At 51.6% G+C, this 17,989-nt stretch carries 11 protein-coding genes; 7 read left to right on the plus strand and 4 right to left on the minus strand.

Going from position 1 to position 17,989, the window contains the following annotated elements:
• Nucleotides 1–23 precede the first annotated feature (23 nt).
• The 3 genes from F457_RS0108245 to F457_RS0108260 all read left to right on the plus strand — a co-directional run bounded on the left by F457_RS0108245 (nt 24) and on the right by F457_RS0108260 (nt 6,050).
• Nucleotides 24–1,358 (plus strand): bifunctional folylpolyglutamate synthase/dihydrofolate synthase, encoded by a 1,335-nt coding sequence (locus F457_RS0108245; RefSeq protein ID WP_018980663.1) that lies wholly within the window; start codon nt 24–26, stop codon nt 1,356–1,358.
• 51 nt (nt 1,359–1,409) lie between these two features.
• The gene (locus tag F457_RS0108250; RefSeq protein ID WP_026294298.1) at nt 1,410–2,912 is read left to right on the plus strand and encodes a replicative DNA helicase; all 1,503 of its coding nucleotides are present in this window, start codon (nt 1,410–1,412) and stop codon (nt 2,910–2,912) included.
• A gap of 789 nt (nt 2,913–3,701) precedes the next feature.
• A complete protein-coding gene (locus F457_RS0108260) occupies nt 3,702–6,050 on the plus strand; it encodes a TonB-dependent receptor (protein ID WP_018980666.1) in 2,349 nt (782 codons plus the stop codon).
• A 105-nt stretch (nt 6,051–6,155) separates the two neighbouring features.
• Here F457_RS0108260 and F457_RS12645 read toward each other — a convergent pair whose 3' ends face one another.
• From F457_RS12645 to F457_RS0108275, 3 genes are all read right to left on the minus strand, one after another.
• Nucleotides 6,156–6,467, minus strand: coding sequence for a TM2 domain-containing protein (locus tag F457_RS12645; protein ID WP_018980667.1), 312 nt, complete (start codon nt 6,465–6,467; stop codon nt 6,156–6,158).
• A gap of 106 nt (nt 6,468–6,573) precedes the next feature.
• Complete coding sequence (locus tag F457_RS0108270; RefSeq protein WP_026294299.1) at nt 6,574–7,503, minus strand: DMT family transporter; 930 nt, start codon at nt 7,501–7,503, stop codon at nt 6,574–6,576.
• Nucleotides 7,504–7,653: 150 nt separating this feature from the next.
• Nucleotides 7,654–9,795 (minus strand): TonB-dependent receptor, encoded by a 2,142-nt coding sequence (locus F457_RS0108275; protein ID WP_018980669.1) that lies wholly within the window; start codon nt 9,793–9,795, stop codon nt 7,654–7,656.
• A 474-nt stretch (nt 9,796–10,269) separates the two neighbouring features.
• On the opposite strand from F457_RS0108275, the gene F457_RS0108285 reads away from it, so the two are divergent.
• Nucleotides 10,270–10,644, plus strand: coding sequence for a hypothetical protein (locus tag F457_RS0108285; protein WP_018980671.1), 375 nt, complete (start codon nt 10,270–10,272; stop codon nt 10,642–10,644).
• Between the two features lie 15 nt (nt 10,645–10,659).
• On the opposite strand, the gene F457_RS0108290 is transcribed toward F457_RS0108285, so the two are convergent.
• A complete protein-coding gene (locus tag F457_RS0108290; RefSeq protein ID WP_018980672.1) occupies nt 10,660–12,297 on the minus strand; it encodes an alginate export family protein in 1,638 nt (545 codons plus the stop codon).
• A gap of 290 nt (nt 12,298–12,587) precedes the next feature.
• On the opposite strand from F457_RS0108290, the gene F457_RS0108295 reads away from it, so the two are divergent.
• The 3 genes from F457_RS0108295 to F457_RS14110 form a co-directional block, all read left to right on the plus strand.
• Nucleotides 12,588–14,840, plus strand: a complete 2,253-nt coding sequence (locus F457_RS0108295; protein WP_018980673.1) for a TonB-dependent receptor — start codon at nt 12,588–12,590, stop codon at nt 14,838–14,840.
• 233 nt (nt 14,841–15,073) lie between these two features.
• Complete coding sequence (gene gpmA / locus F457_RS0108300; RefSeq protein WP_018980674.1) at nt 15,074–15,826, plus strand: 2,3-diphosphoglycerate-dependent phosphoglycerate mutase; 753 nt, start codon at nt 15,074–15,076, stop codon at nt 15,824–15,826.
• A gap of 280 nt (nt 15,827–16,106) precedes the next feature.
• Nucleotides 16,107–17,989, plus strand: a 1,883-nt coding sequence (locus F457_RS14110; RefSeq protein ID WP_018980675.1) for an autotransporter-associated beta strand repeat-containing protein, incomplete at its 3' end; no start/stop codon positions are given.

Here is a 17,989-nt window from a genome sequence, read left to right on the forward strand (position 1 = left end):
CATTCACGAAGCGGATCCTTATCATGACATCCCGGCATGACGGCACACCCCAAAGCGAATTTCGTGGTCGCGCTCGCACCGTGCTGCTCCGCCTACAGGAGCTGCACCCTAAGCTGATCGACCTCTCTTTAGGCCGGTTGGAGCAGCTTTTGGCACGTCTGGGCCATCCAGAACGCAAGCTGCCACCGGTGATCCATGTCGCAGGGACAAATGGCAAAGGCAGCACCTGCGCTAATCTCCGCGCCATTGCCGAACATGCCGGCTTGCGCGTGCATGTCATGACCAGCCCGCATTTGCTGGATGTCACAGAGCGTTTCCGTATTGCCGGAACGCTGGTAAGTGAAGACGCTCTCATTGAAACGCTTGAAGAGATTGAGCGCATCAATGACGGCGCGCCTATCACGGTCTTTGAGGTGCTCACAGCCGCTGGCTTTCTGCTCTTCTCACGCCATCCTGCTGACCTCACCATTTTAGAAGTTGGGCTCGGTGGGCGCTATGATGCCACCAATGTCATTCCAACAGCACGAGCCTGCATCATCACCTCCGTAAGCCTTGACCATCAGGCATTTCTTGGAGATGACATCGCCCAGATTGCCCTTGAAAAAGCGGGAATTATCAAGCCAGAGGTTCCCGTCATTGTCGCCCCTCAAGAGCCAGATGCGCTGGAAGCGATCTCACTCTGCGCTCAGAACAACGATGCACCACTCTCTCTTTTGGGTGATGACATCACAGTTCAGCTCAGCAAAAACGGGCTCGCTTATCGTGATGAGCAAGGGGCACTCTCCCTTCCAGCACCGGCTCTTACCGGCCCGCATCAGGCGGAGAATGCTGGTTTAGCCATTGCTGCCCTACGCCGTTCTGGCCTTTCACTGCCCGATAGCGCCTATGAGGGCATTGCCCAAGCGCATTGGCCGGCGCGCCTTCAGCCTTTGCATGGCACACTCGCGGCCCTTCTGCCCGCCCATTGGACACTCACCCTCGATGGCGGCCATAATCCGGGAGCGGGACAAGCACTTGCGGCTTTTCTGAAAACCCAAAATGACCGACCACTGCACCTTATTATCGGCCTTAAAGATAGTAAGGATGTCAGCGGGTTCCTCCGCCCTCTTCTGCCACTAGCCCATACTGTTCACGCCGTCGCCGAGCCCGAGCAACATCTCGCCATGCCGGTGGACACCATCATAGAGGCAGCACAGTCTCTAGGGGTTAGCGCTCAAAGAGGCCCAACAGTGCGTGACGCCCTTTCCCACTTAGCCCGCAATGCCCAGCCCGACGCTGGCCCTGCCCGTGTGCTCATTTGTGGAAGCCTCTATCTGGCAGGCTGTGTGTTAGCCCAGGATGGCACCTCTCTACGCTAGACTTACAGACGGCCTTAATTGTCTGATCCTCCTGATACACTGAACCATCTCATGAATATTGCCTCTCCGACCGATAATACGGATACGCCTCATACGTTAGAGTCCCTCCTACAGCGCACCCCTCCGGCCAATGTGGCCGCTGAACAAGCCTTATTGGGGGCTATTCTCACCAATAATAAAGCCTATGAGCGGGTCTCCGACTTCCTTCAGCCATCGCATTTTTCAGACCAGATTAATGGGCGGATTTACGAAGCGATTTCCCGCCGGATTGAACGTGGCCAGCTTGCCGACCCCGTCACCATGCGGGCCGAGTTTGAGCATACGGGCGTGCTGGATGAAGCAGGTGGGCCAATATATCTTGCCAAACTCATGAACGCGATGGTCGGCATTGTGAATGCGGGTGATTATGGCCGCGTTATTCATGATTGCTGGATTCGCCGCCAATTAATCGATATTGGCAGCGAGGTCGTTAATAATGCCTATGGCGCCCGCGTTGACCTTGATGGGGCGGATCAGATTTCCGCCTCGGAGGAAGCGCTCTTCCGTTTAGCGACCGATAAAGGCCAAGATGGCGGCTTTGTCACGTTTGAACACGCCATGGCTGAAGCGCTCAATACCGCCGCCCAAGCCTTTAACCGCACCGGTGATATTGTCGGCCTCACCTCGGGCTTGCGTGATTTTGATAAGAAAACGGGTGGCCTTCACCCTTCTGACTTGCTCATTCTTGCTGGTCGTCCAGCGATGGGGAAAACAGCACTGGCGACCAAAATCGCTTTTTCCGCAGCGCAGGCGCTCTTGCGTGAAGCCGAGGATAAAGGCGAAAAGCCCCGCGGCAGTGTCGCGATTTTCTCACTGGAAATGTCGTCTGAGCAGCTTGCTACGCGTATTCTGTCCGAGCAATCTGAAGTCCCGGGGGAGCGCATCCGTCGTGGGGACATTAACCAAAAAGACTTTGACCGTTTCGTCCGTGTCTCACGTGAATTGCAGCGTATGCCGCTCCATATTGACGATACACCAGCGATCTCACTATCAGCCATGCGCACACGCTGCCGCCGCCTTGCCCGCACCAAAGGACTAAGCTTGGTTGTGGTGGACTATCTCCAGCTCATGCGCCCCGCTATCGGCACCCGCCCGGATAGTCGTGTGTTGGAAATTTCCATGATTACCCAAGGGCTCAAGGCGATCGCCAAAGAGCTTGCTGTACCTGTCATCGCGCTGTCTCAGCTCTCTCGCCAAGTAGAATCCCGGGATGATAAACGCCCCATGCTGTCTGACTTGCGTGAATCTGGCTCTATTGAGCAGGACGCTGATGCGGTCATGTTTGTCTATCGTGATGAATATTACCTTCAGCAACGCCAACCAAAAGACAGCGCCTTTGAATCCACGGATAAATATCAGGCTGCTCTTGAAGACTGGCACCGTAAAATGGCGCTCGTTCATAATCAGGCAGAACTCATTTTGGAAAAACAACGTCACGGCCCAACCGGCACCATCCCGCTTTACTTTGAAGGCGAATTCACACGCTTTGGGAACCTCGACCTCGATCACGAATAACAGCAGACAGCCCGGCCATCACTCATGGTCGGGCCCTCTTTACCTCTGGAGAGAGCCCCTTTCCCCCTAACGGCATATATAATCAAACACCGAACATGGCAGCGGGCACCTCAGACGATCACCATCACGCCGTATCGTTTCCCCTGCCCCCGTCAGGGCCCCTCAATGACTCTTTCAACCCTACCCGTCATTCAACAAGTACCACCCTATCCTGCGCTACATAATCTACGATCAAGTATCCAATCCCTGAGACCCCACATGGGCGTACCAACAGCACCTCTCCAATAAGAGAGAAAACCGTCACACCACGATATGACCCATATTCCCTCTCGCCAGTCGAGCTTGGAGCATCACGGCCACAACAGACGACATCACGCGCTCACATATTCTTAGGATGTCATAACGATCACCCCAGAAAAACGACCTCGCCAGCCATATCTGCTCACACACTGACAGCAGCAAGAGAATCGGGGCGTGCTCTATGTTCAGCAGCATCAGATCGCCCCAATCATTAGAAAATGCGTTGACAACGCCAAACCCCTTTACGCCTCACGCGCGTACCTCTCGCAGCACACATGCTCACCGCTCCATTGGGCTATTTTTCGTGCAATACCCTATCATGTGCTCCCTATGAGCGCCCCTTCTCACACGCTCCACCTCCACACACTATGGTGACTTTATGGCAACAGCAGCATCCTGATCGTTCAATGAAATGTTCCCCTTTTACAACAGAGCCGCTATAGGCAGGCCGCGCATCTGATATGCAAAATAAGGGGAACACACGAGCCAATGGGTTCAGAAACGACGCGCTTGTCACAGCTCGGAATAAGCCTACTGGGTGGTATGATGGTGTCGCACGCCTCAGCTGCCCCTTCTCACGCTCACGGGAATAGCAGCCCCCATAGCAGTGCCGTCCACCATCCGCATAAAAAACCACATGCCATGGTGAGCCATTCTGCCGAACATATTACGGTACAATTTTCGCGTCGTTCCCGTAATGGTGGCGGTGGAATGATCCGCCAAGAGACAGCCCCGCACTCTGTCCAAACAGTGACAAAAGAATATATCGCCACACGGAGCCCGACCTCCACGCCGCTCGACCTTGTGCAGATGCTCCCCAGCATGAATGTCACACCCTCTGATACCTCGGGAATGAAAGGCGGGGCGATTGCTATTCGCGGCCTTACCGATGCGGATATGGGCCTGATGCTCAACGGGGCCCCAACGACCAACGTTAATTACCTCAATGAGGAAACAGACCCCGAAAATATTGAGAATGTCTCCGTCACCCCTGGCAGCTCTGCGCTTGATATTCCCACCTCCTCCGCAGCCGCTGGGGTGATGAATGTTACCCAGCGTGACCCGTCTAAAAAACGCGGTGGGATGGTCGATTTCTCCTACGGAACAAACAATCTCTCACGCGAATTTATTCGTTTTGATAGCGGTGAGATTGGTCATTCCGGCATTCGTACCTTCGCGTCCTTCTCGCACGCTCATGCACGGAGCTGGATGGGCGCCGGCACAAGCGACCGTAAACATATTGATTTCGGCCTGCGCAAAGACTGGAATAATGGTTCAACCTTCAGCATCCACACCTCGTGGAACAATGAAGTGATGCCCATTGATAATTATCCAACAGAAGAGCAGTTCAAGCTCAACAAACATACGGGCATCGGCTGGAACCATTCGGATCGCTACACCAACCTTGGTGGAAGCAACAATTACTGGCGGGCCAGCACTAACTCATGGAACCAGCTTTTTGTTACCGCCCCCCTTCATGCCGTTATCACACCGAAAATCTCCTTTGACCTCACCCCTTATCTCAGCTTCGGCCAAGGATGGACAGCCAATGGCCCCAGCAGCTCTCTGGCTGGAACGGGCGATCAAGCGGTGTATTATAGCAATGGCACCCAAGTGGCAGAAGGGCAGCAGCTGACCAGCTATTTTCAGCAAAATCAGAACCGCGTAGCCGGGGCCATTGCCAAGTTCAATGTGGATTGGGACCGCCATAACCGCTTCACCGCAGGTTATTGGTATGAAAACAACATTTCTGAAGTTGGCTTCCCCACCAGTACGACGGACAGCTCCGGCGGTGCCGTCAGCCCCAACCGTGGGGACAACCAAACCTTTGTGAAGCAAAACGGCCAACTGCTCCGCAATACCAGCACGGTAGATGCAGGGTATGAGATTCATGGGTTGTTTGTGCAGAATAGCTCCCATTATCTGCATAATCGCCTAACGGTCATCACGGGTCTGAAATTTATTATGACCAATTATTGGTATAATACCACGGCCCCGGGAACAGCGCATCATTTAGGCAAAAATGACACGTCACCGATGCCTCAACTCTCCATCGGGTACAAAATTGACGAGCATAATCAGATCTATGTGAATGCCGAGGGAGACTTCCGCCAGCCTACCCCGTCTGACCTCGTTGCTAGTGGCCCACAACTGCCCAAAAACCAATATTCCATCAAAGAAGAGCTCGGTTACCGCTACAATAACCGCTACTTCATGATTGATGCGTCGTTCTTCAACTACAACATCACCAACCGCTTAGTGACCACCTATCTCGGGGGTGGGGTAAGCAATACCATCAATGCAGGGAACCAAACTTCACGCGGGTTTGACTTCCTCATTGCCGGTAAGTCCTACCATCATTTCAGCCCCTATGCGTCAGTTGAGTATCTACACTCCACAATTGACACAAACGTGGCGTACCAGTCCGCAGGCTACCTCCCCACGAAAGGGAAACAGGCACCGCTGGCCCCTCATGTGATGGCTAATGTTGGCCTCACCTATGATGATAGCCATTTCTTCGGTAATTTTGGCCTCCATTATGCAGGCCCACAGTCCGTTACGCTGGTTGGCGACCAACGGATGCCAGGGTACATCACCAACAACCTCTCCATTGGGTACCATTTCCCGGCTTTCCTCTTTGCCAAAAGCCCTACCTTCAAGTTGAACTTTACCAACTTAACAGGGGCTAAAGTGCGTAGCGGTGCCAATGGTATTCAGCTCAACCGCCATGCAGTCGCCCTCACAAACGGTCATGCAGGCCCTGCTGCTGGCTCTGGCGCACTCTTCTACGCTGTGCCACGCTTTACCGTTACGGGAACAGTGTCAACGTCCTTCTAAAAAAGAAGCTCCATTGATACGCCTATGAAAACCCCTCCATGAGCCCTGTTCATGGAGGGTTTTTTACACGTCACGCATCACTTTCAACAAAACGACACCACAACATCACATGAGGGATGCTTTAAGCTCCCGTGCGAGCTGAATATTCTTTTCTCTCGTTGTGCCAGCAACAAAGAAGAGATCAATCAATGTCCAAATACCAAAACCGCCAAGAGTCAGGAGCTTAACAATACCGAGGCCCACATCCCCCATATAAAAACGATCAACTCCCCAAGACCCTAAAAAGGCGCTTAAACCAAACGTTACAACAGGGTTTCTGATACGTTCGACAAGAAGGTTCACATATCGCTCTCTGTCGTTTTCTGATACAGAGTGAATAATACTTTGGAGCTCTAGTAAGTAAATTTTCTGCTTCATTAAACACATCCCCTCATTACATTGATACATCAAAATAATAGAGTATACTATATGTCATAATAACAAAACCCTCCATAAGATATACTTATGAAGGGGGAGGCATCCATTAAGGATTTTTCATCGGTGGGGGCGGACCAAACCGGTAACGTCGCCACCATTCTCTCAACAGCATATGTTCATAACGGATCTTTTGACAGACCCAGTTCACTAGCCCAGAGGATGTTACAACAATAATACCGACAATATCCCATCCATCTAACGGTTGATGGAAGATGAGATAACTAAAAGCCACTACCCAGATCATCTGGCTATATTGAGGCAAAGCCACGCGGTTTGCTGGTGTCACTGCCGTTGCCAACATCATGAAAAGCTGGCCCAAAGCAGCCAGAAAGCCATACCCAAAAAGCAGCGACCATACCGCCCACCCATGAGGGAAATGGGCATGCACGGCCATCAAAATACTATCGCCGACTAGAGGGCCAATCAAACTTGGCGCAAACAATGCCAAACGCGATGTCTGTGTACCCGCAAAACGATAGGCAATGACGCTAATGGCACTCGTCAAAGCTGAAATAACAGCACATAAATGCCCCAGATGCAGCGCATGAGCCCCAGGACGCAGCACAATAAGCACCCCCAAGAACCCCAAACCGACTGATACCCATGTGATCACACTCACAGCCTCTTTAAGAGCAACGACAGAGATGATCGTTACAAAGAAAGGCATCAAGAACATCAGTGAAAGCGCTTCTGGCATCGGCAAGAGCATAAAGGCCATGACAGAGGACGCCGTAGCTGCAAAAACCGACACAGCCCGCAAAAGCCACATCCACGGATGAGACGTGCGAAACATCACACTATAGGATTCACCTTTTTGGCGGATAAAGGGCAAAATCAAAATACCAAAAACACCGCCAAAAAAAGCCACCTCAAACGGGTCTACCCGCCCGGCGAGGCCTTTAGAGCATGCATCACTGATAGAGAAGAACGCATAACCTGCTAATGCCAGCACAATACCGGAATGAAGCGCGCGCATAAGCCGATGTCTGCGTGGGAGGGTTGGAGAAGTTTGAGGGAGAGGCATCATGTCTTTATTGTCTTATGAGGAGGATGGATCTCCCCCTCAATTTTCGGCCGTACTTAAGACATCTTTTTTGCACCCCGGTCAATCATAAAGACGTGCATATCAGAATTGATAAGAGACCCCTCCCATCACTGTACGACGCAACCCATATTGGGGCGCCCCTACGCCAATGCCCGTGCCATCACGCAACTCGTAATGGCGGTCAAAAAGATTGACCACATCAAGGCGAAAACGCATCACCCCACCGCCCATCCAAAGCGGCGTTTTAACCGACTGTACCGCGCTGAGGTTAAAGGTGACATATTGCGGAACCGTCGCCCCATTAGGCGTTGTGGCGCTGTCCTTACGCAAACCGCTGCCATAAACCATACTCCCTGAAAGCTGGAGCGGATGCGTTGTGCGATGGAAGAAACGATAGGCCGCCCCTGCCGAAGCCGTCCAGCGCTGGTCATGATCCAGATGCACCCATTGTTTCCGCATCGTTGCGAGGTCGTCAGGGTCAAAGTTCCATTGCGCGGAATTGACGTCTTTACCCATAGCGCGTGACCAGGCGAAATTCCCGTAAAGTGTTAGCGGGCCATTTGTATAATCGGTGGTGAACTCATAGCCATGCACCTTCCCTTTCCGGTAATTATAGGAAGCCAACATCACCGGGGCCCCAAACTGCCCTTCATCAAGTAAATTCTTCGCCCGCTTTAAATAGGCATCAACACCAACATGCCAACCGGGCAAGAGCTTTTGCATAAAGCCTACATCGTAATAATTATCTCGCTCAGCCTTCACGGCACTATTGCCAAAATTAGCCGGTGCGGCTGATGTATTGGCAAATTTATACAGCGACGAACTCCCTAAATTTTCAAAAGGAGGGGGTGTGAGATAACGTGCATACCCGATATGGAAGCGTCCACCCTTCCACGGTGTCCACACTAACGTGATCCGTGGGCTAAGCTGGTGCGCATGGGTGTATTGCTCCACCCCATCAAAGCGAAGCCCGCCATTGAGCGTCAGGCTGGGGGTTATCCGCCATTCATCCTGAAGATAGGCCCCATAAAGTGCTCCACTTTTGCCTGACCCATCATGGATACGCTCGGGCGTAGAGCCAACCTGCCCCTCTGTAACGGGATAAACAAGGGAATCCGTTTTGTTAATAACGCGTTCCCCATAGGCCTGAAAGCCAGCACGTAACGTGTGGTTCTTGGCAATTTTCCACGTCGTGTCATTTTGCATACCCGATGAAAAAACCGACCGCGCGGCGCGCTGCGCAATGCCATTATAGACAAGGTCTCCCACCTCATCAGGCGAATAACGCAATGAGCTGTACCGTAAAATCGCCGAGGTTTGCATGCTGAAATTGTCATGATTTTCCTGCCAAGACAGCATGGCAAAATCCGTCAATTCCTGCTGCCGCTCATCAAGGCGACTACTATCCACGTTCGCGGCCTGAGCCGAGGGCCCTTGGTTTTTAAAAAGCGGTGTCGCGAATTGGCGTTGTTGGCCGGGATTGTTCGGTAATTGATACCACCCATTAGCCACACCTGCTGTAAGACTAAGACGTGTTTGCGGCCTAACCGTATAACGCAGATGCGCCATCATATGATATTGTGTGCTCAAATCATGCAACGCATTATAGCTCGGTGTGGGGTTTTCAATCCCCACCCGATTATGCACAGCATCGGCGGTTATAAAGCCGTCCCATTTCCCCCAATGGCCGCCATATTGCACGGAAGGCTGCCCATAATCGCGAGACCCACCATAGACCGATAAGATCCCACCTTTATCGGTAAAGCCATTCTTGGTGGTGATGTCGATCACCCCCGCTTGACGAAATCCATATTGGGCAGGGAGCACGCCTGTGGTGAGACTGAGGTCATGAGCAAAACGGTTCAACAGAACTTGGGAAAAAACGCTCATACCTTCCGGCAACGCGACCCCATCAAGGCGATATTGCACATTATCATGATCACCGCGGATATGGAGCTGCCCATAGCTATCTTGTGCCACACCGGGTGCTTGGAGAAGAAGGCTATTCATCCCCGCATTGTCACCACCCGGGTTCGCCTCAATCGCTTGGCGGCTAAAATGCGTTTGTGTCGCACCAATAAAAGGCTGAAGCGCTTCTCGTGCTTGATCCAACCGTTTCGCGGTCACGCGGATATTTTCAACATCATCGGCCCAGGCGCTGCTAACCCCTCCTAAAAGACACACCCCGATAAGCGACCAATGCCCTATTCTCCCGACTTTCATACCCTTATCTGCCCTGTCTTTGTCAGGCTCACGCCACGACGTCCTCATAAGATACAGACGGAACATTATGTTATAATATAACAAATTGGAAGCGCTGATTTTATTTCTTTTCCGATATGGGATTGTCTAAATCATGCTATGAACGCTCATCATGCATTAATTTATTTCTGAATGAGAGCCTCTCTATGATCATTAGTATTGACCTAGGCACCACCAACTCTCTGGTTTCTTATTGGGCAGATGGTCAAGCTCACCTCATTCCTAATGCACTTTAGCCGTCTAAAACGGCTTCAATTCCTCGCCTCCGAACACGCACAAACGATATCTTCCTCATCCCATACTCTCATCTATTATGTGAAAAGATATTGGTGCATGGCTTTCACTATTCTAAGTGCGCTTATTAAATTAATCTTTTTCCTCTATCATGCCCAATAACACCACATGCCGTGACCTTTTTGTGATGGAACCTCTCTCATGACCGTACGTTACGCTTTCCCTGCTTTTTTATCGGCCTGCTTCCTCCTTGTATCCTGTGGGGATAATGCACCCAACAAACATGAGGTTGAGCAATTCCTGAAAGAGCGCACCTCCCATAATTCCTTGAAAGTCCAAGGCCTCCTAACCGACATTTTTGGCGATAAAAATGCGATTGATAAAAAGCGCCAAGACATTACCGATGAGGTCAATAAAAGCCTTCATGTTGACAGCGTGTCCTGCTCTCCTGTGCAGGGCTTTAAAGCGGTCTATGACTGCACCGTCCACGCCCTGATCCATGATGACCCCATGACAGAGAGTTTCCGTTTCGTTCGCCATGATGATGGCTCTCTCACCGGGAAAGAAAGTGATTAGGAGCTGGCCGCTGCGTTAAAAACGGAACACAAGGTCTGAAATCATAAACGTACCGTTCTTCGCCCCTGCACGACGCACGCCCTTACTCATCACCACAGCTCCGCCATTAACCTGATAGGTTAGATGCTGAGTGATTTGGTACCGCATACTCAGTTGCGGAATAAAACCAACATAGCGCCCTGCTTTGTGGAGAGATGAACTGTTGAAGAACGTATAACGACTGCCATTGCCATAGAGCCCATCGCCCAGACGTTGCCGCCACATAAAGGGAAGTTTGAACTGGAAGTTTAACCGTGGCAGCGGCGTCGCGCTCAACAACGGCCCAATGCTCATGAGGTTCGCCCGCACCAACGTGCGAGACGTATCAAACGTGCCATTACGCGGGGAAAAAGGCGCAACAAACCCCGTTACTTCACCATGTTGCTGCAAAGCACGACCGCCGGAGTAAATTTCCGCCTGCATCCCAATAAAGGGATGAAAAAAAGAAGAGGAATGACGCCACCCCACCACCGCACGCCCTGCATACGCGCTAATAGGCCGGTTCCCCCCCGCTTTTGCCGCATAAAAACGACCTGTCTGATACACCGCACTCAGGTTATACTCAAAAGCGGGTGCAGACCCATACCAACGGAAACCGATATTTTGCCGTGTTTGCGTGCCAGACGCATCCCCCGTGCGCTGCATCAGACGGGCCTGTGCGCCTTGAAAACGAAACCCCATCCAAAACAGATCCAGAAAAGAATGCACCTGCTGATGACCAATGTTAAAAAGTGGCAAAGCAGATGTAACATCCACCCCATACAAACGGGTGGAACGATCAAACCCACCGCCCATAATCGTGTCATGCGTGACTTGTGTTTGCACAAAATCGTACGCATCCACACGAATAGACTTCCAGAGCGCATAGCCCCGCACCCCATTCCATGTGAGAGGCACGTTAGGCGTTTCCCCTTGATAGAGCAGCCATGAGGGAGCATCCAAAAACTGTTGCCGCCCAACCATCAACCCCATATGCGCCCCGATGACCGTCCCTTTCACCTCAGCAAAAAGCTGCTGCACCCCCAACCGACGGCGCCATGTCGCGCTATAGCCATAGTACCGTGAGCCCGCTGCTGTACCGTTATTGAGTTGACCAAAAACACGCACATGCTGGCCCAGATGCAGGTCAGCGCCCAAAAAATTCCGCGTTGTGAAACGGCTCGCCCCTTGATGACCGACCGTACCAAGCCGTGGTTGAGCCTCATACCAATAGCGCGCGCGTGATTCACCCGACAAAGAAAGCCAGATCGTGCGCGCCTCATTGAGGGCGATAAATTTAAGAGGATCCAAAAAGTCACGTCGCCGCGCCGGGTTCCGCAACGCACTCCAATCTTCAGCCCAAGGCGCAACACCATACATTCCAACAGGGCCAAACCCTGCGAATTCACCATTGCCGTAATTAAAACGCCCCCAATCCCCTTGATGGCGCCGTGTCTCCTTGCCATGAGGCGCCCCAACCCGACGTGGCTGGCCGATCACACCCGCCAGCGGATATGTTTCAACCGCTGGTGGGGCATGAGGAGCATCAGCAGACGCATTATGGAAGCTCCCCAGACCAAGAAGCACCATCAATCCTAGCTGACGCAGGGTGGGGTAACGGTGCTTTCCTGCCACGCAGCCTCCTTTAACGCCAATATGACAAAATAAATTGTTAAATTGTTCAATTTACAATGTAAATTAGTTAATTTGTAAATTTCCTATTTTATCAACCACTATTGAGAGACTGTGCTTTTTCCACCACAGTGCCTTTCCGAAATGACCTCTGCAGCACAGCTCAGGCCTTTCCTAAAAAGAAACATATTTATTTTACGTCAGTAATCAGCCACTTCCTTCCTCTTCATTGGGCTCATTAACGATAGCGGTCTGTCCGATAGACAGCCTTAACGAGGGAGAAAGCGCTCACTATGAGAGATGGTGTGATCACAGGTCGGTGTTCTGCAACAAAATGGGCTATGACCATTTCTGGAGCAACCTATCTCTTCACCTCCACAGCCCTCGCGTCACCTCCACAGCACCGCACCGGGACGCATCACCCCGCCCATCATCATCGCCCCGTCATCACTGCGAAGCCTGAAACAATTCGTGTCGGTGGGTCTCACCTACAACGCCTTCGTGCCACCGCAGGCACCGTCAATGTCATGAGCGCCAAGAAGCTGCGTGAGCTCAACATCACCAGCCCCAAAGATATTGCCGCCTATACCCCCGGCCTCACCGCTGTAAACGCTACATCTGGCAGCACACCGCTCTTCTCCATTCGTGGGATTGGGCTGGATGATTTTACCGGGAACAATATGGGCGGTATTGGCATTTACCAAGATGGTGTCTTTGCGCCCTATCCTGTTTTTTACACAGGCCAAATGTTCGATACCCAAACCGTCAGTGTGGAAAAAGGCCCCCAAGGCTTTGATTATGGCCGCAGCAGCACGGGGGGCAATATCAGCGTTGAATCCACACGCCCGGGCCATCATTTCGGTGGGTATCTTGATTGGGGCTATAGCAGCTACGGCACCAATACCGCCCGCGCTGCTGTTGATGTGCCCATTAGCAAGACGATCTTTAACCGCACCGCCTTTAGCTACATCAATGGTGGTGGGTGGCAGCGTGATATTCACACTGGTCGCCATTATGGCTCTCAAGACCAGCTCGGTTTGCGGAACCTCACACAATTCCTCATTGATGATCGCTCATCCCTCCTGCTGAACATCCATTACACGCGTGACCGTGGCACACCGCAATCTCCTCAAGATACAGACGGTGACGCGCTCAATAATCGTCCTAACCGCACGATCAGTGTGGGGTCTAACGCCCGGTATCATGACGTGAATGTGGGTGGAGACCGTGCCAGCCGTGATGAAAATGGCGGGGGTGTGTCCATCAACTATACGCATCGTTTTGATGTTGGGACGTTCACCTCCACAACAGGTTTTGATGCGTTCCGCCGCAATGATTACGATAATTACGATGGTGAATCACTCAGCATTGGGGATTATCACTGGAATGATACCTCACTTGCACAGTCCCACGACATGCATTTCCGCACGACCTTTGCCAAGCGCGTGCGTTTAAGCGTTGGGGTGTATGAATCTTACGACAAAATCAATGGCGCCTATACCGGTCTGCGCTCAGACCTTCTGGGGATCCCTAACGGGAATCTAACCAACCATTTTGTGCAACAAAACATCTCCACGGGTGTGTATCTTAACACCGTTACGAAGATTGTCCGTGGGCTCGATTTCATCGCTTCTGGTCGCTATTCCTACGATGATCGCGGCTATCATGGCGGCACGATTGACCAAGGGGGCGCTTTCACCCATGCAGGTGGAGCGATTTCCTCCCTCGACGACCATCATCGCTATAGCCGCCTGACCGGGCGTGTTGGGCTCCGCTATACCATTGCCCCCGGCACCCTCATCTATGGCACCATCTCCAACGGCTATAAGGCGGGCTCTTACTTTGCAGGGGCGGTCTCTGCGGCTTCAGCCCAAAGCTATGTGCGCCCTGAAAATATGGTGGCGTATGAAATCGGTGCGAAAACAAGCCTGCTGAACAACAAGCTCCAGCTAGAAGGCTCCTTGTTTGATTATGAATACCATAATCGGCAAACGCTTTTTGTCGCTGAAATGCCCAAGACCACGTCTCTCACGCTCGGCTCTCTGCCGCGTGCCCGCACCCGTGGTGGGGAACTCTCGGGCACGTTCCATAACCTGATCCCTAATCTCGACCTCAACAGCTCCTTTGCGTATTTGGACGCTAAAGCCACTCGAGGAACAAGCAGTATTAACGGCCTACCTCTTCTGAGTAATGTTGGCCGGAATTCTGCCCTGCCCTTCGCCCCGCGCTTTTCTTGGAGCGCTGTTGCGCGCTACGCCATCAACCTCCCCAGCGATTATCGGATGACCTTACAGGCCAGCTACAGCTGGAAAGATAATATGCTGCTAGAACTTGGCGACCCGAACGGGAAAAGCAGCAAGATCAGCTCCATGGGTCTTCGGATGGAAGTCGGCCCCAAAAGTGGGAAATGGGTGGCCGCGGTATATGTTGATAACCTCCTCAACCGCCACGGCAATAGCTACTCTTACACCGGGAACGATAATAGCCGCGTGCAATATATCCAGACCCCACGGTGGATCGGGGGGAATATCCGGTATAATTTTTAAAAAAGACCTCCTTTATCCTGTATAAAAGGAGAGACCCATCAATGGGAGAAAACTCCCAACGAGCAAAGAAATCTCTTCTTATTGTTACGATTTAGCGCATAACAGACATGTCTTACACATTGTCGATTTTTGGATTACGATGGCCAGCGTCAACGCGCTGCTTCATCCGTTGAAGGGCGCACGCAGGTACCTATCACGCGATGGGGCCTATAACGGTAGTAAGGAGGTAGCCCATGGCTGTCACTAAGCTGGTTCTAGTTCGCCACGGCGAAAGTGAATGGAACAACGAAAACCGCTTTACCGGTTGGTATGATGCCGAGCTGTCTGAAAAAGGCCGCGGTGAAGCGAAAGCTGCCGGTGAGTTGCTGAAGAAAGAGGGCTACACCTTCGACTTCGCTTACACATCAGTCCTGAAACGGGCGATCCATACGCTTTGGAACATTCTTGATCAAGTTGATCGTCCATGGCTGCCCGTTGAGAAATCATGGCGTCTGAATGAGCGTCATTATGGGGCGCTGCAAGGCCTGAACAAATCTGAAACCGCTGCAAAATACGGTGAAGATCAGGTTAAGCAATGGCGCCGTGGCTTTGAGGTCACCCCTCCTGCATTGGATCGTGATGACCCACGCTTCCCAGGGCATGACCCACGTTATGCGAACCTGACAGCTGAGCAGCTTCCTACAACAGAAAGCTTGGCTCTGACCATTAAGCGCGTCGTCCCTTACTGGGAAGAGACCATTCTGCCACGCCTCAAAAAAGGCGAGAAGGTCATCATCGCCGCTCACGGGAACTCCCTACGCGCTTTGGTGAAGCATATTGACGGCATCAGCGATGATGACATCATCGGCCTGAACATCCCAACGGGTGCGCCGCTGGTTTATGAATTCGACGAGAACTTCAAACCGGTGAAGCACTACTATCTGGGCAATGCTGAAGAAATCGCAGCACGCGCAGCCGCTGTGGCTAATCAGGGTAAAGGCAAATAAGCCTTTCTGATCCGTCGATGCGATCGCGGAAGAAGGCCGGGAGGGTACCCCCTCTCGGCTTTTTTTATGGAATGCAGCTACAGTTAAGTAAATTTATTTTTACGATTTAAATAGAACCTCATGAGTTCTATTATAGCGTATTCGCAACAACCCTCGATCAATAGTTAAATTTTTATAGAAGCACTCTTAAATTCTATTGCTCTTTATACCTCTCTAAGAATAGGTGATTTCTAAATCGTAAAGTTTGCACAACCATTATGAAATAACTAGGCCTCACATCATGCGTTTCACTGCTCTCTGTGGCGTTTCTCTTTCTTGTATCGTCATGGCGCTTCCTGCTCACGCCGACGATATCTCCACCATCACGGGGGGCCCTTCCTCTCTGACGGTTGGTTTAACGCCCGATAGTAGCGCAACAGATGGCTTCCGCCCCTCAAGCACACCCGATAGCTTTTGGGTCAATCGCTATCATTCTGTTGAGGTTGACTCAGGGCAGACACTTAACGCTTATAAAGTCATTTTAGGGCCAAAAATTGATAGCCCCACCACAACACAGCCCGCCTACCCAGCAGGCTCTCTCACCATTGATGGAACATTAAATGTCTATGGTTCTGGCTTAAACTCATCTCAATCTGGTATTGTTGATACTAGCAAGCAAGTCAATACTAGCAACCAAGCCATGGGCAATTCAGCCTCTATTTATATTGAGCCAGGAGGGAGGCTCCGTGTCATTGGTGGCGACCTCACCATTTCCAATACTTCCATCCTTATGGAGAATGATAACCTCTCTCCTACAAACCGTGATTCGGGTTTCATAGATACAAATGGCCATAACGTAATGTTCTTGGGCACTGCCGTGGATGGAATTAATAAAATAGGTGAAGGAACTCTCTATCTCAGCAAGCCATCAAGTATTGACAGCAATGGAACACAGCATTTCCTCGGCTCTCAATCCATTTCTCAACATGGGCAGAGTGTAAATAACCTTATTCAGGGAAATGTGGTCGCAACAGCACAAAATGTTACAAATTTAGATTATATTGCTCTCTCTTATGTCGGTGATGCCACCTTCACCGCTCCTCTCAACCCGGCTCTTCTAAAGACACACGGTACACTCATCATTGATCAAGATGATAATGGTTCTATTGATGCATACATTAATGGAACCGGAACCCTGATTAAGCGCGGGACAGGCACCGTCACCCTCACCGGAGATGACGACAGCGCCTATGAAGGGAACACCATCATCGAAGCCGGCACCCTAGCCGCTCTTCCAGGCAGCTTAGGTGCCAGTGCTGTGAGCATTGCCCCCAAGAGCACCCTCAGCTTAACCAATATAGGAACGGTCTCTGATGGGGTCATCAATGATGGCAATGTCAATTCCATTACAAATCCTCCTAACGAAGACCTTTATGAAACAGAGGTTCCCAACACCATTTCCGGCACCGGAACATTGGCAAAAGACGATACCGGCTCTGTCTATCTTACCGGAGACGGCCATCAATTTACGGGTTCTATCAATGTCCGTGCTGGCAATCTCGGTGTGAATAGCAACTTCGGCAACGCTTCTACCACCGTACAATCCGGCGCCATGCTGTCTGGCACAGGCACTGTGGGGAACCTGACCGTCTCGGGAACCTTAGCGCCCGGCCGTAACGGCGCTAATCCAGCGATCGGCCTGGCAGGCGGACAGCCTATTGGCACGTTAAATGTCAATGGGAATGTTACCATGCAGAAAGGATCTACCTTTGATGTGCTCGCTCAAAATCGCCAATCCGACCTGCTGAACGCAACGGGCACGGTAAACCTCAGCGGGGCCTCTCTGCACGTCACGGTGCTTGATAAGTTGCCGATGCGCTCAAACGACAGCTTTACACTCGTTAATGCACAAGGTGGGCTTCTCTCTCCTTTCGCAAACACAGCAACCTTCCTCCAAAGCGCTAAAAACCTCCAAGGTGAGCAGCCCTATCTGGTCCCAACGCTGAACTATACCGATAAACAGGCGCAAATCATCGTTAAAGATATACGCTCAACCGACAGTAGCGCTGCGGGTTCCGTAACCGGAACGCAGAACCAGAACCAGAACCAGAACCAGAACCAGAACCAGAACCAGAACCAGAACCAGAACCAGAACCAGAACCAGAACCAGAACCAGAACCAGAA

Source organism: Saccharibacter floricola DSM 15669 (genome assembly GCF_000378165.1).
Taxonomy (GTDB): domain Bacteria; phylum Pseudomonadota; class Alphaproteobacteria; order Acetobacterales; family Acetobacteraceae; genus Saccharibacter; species Saccharibacter floricola.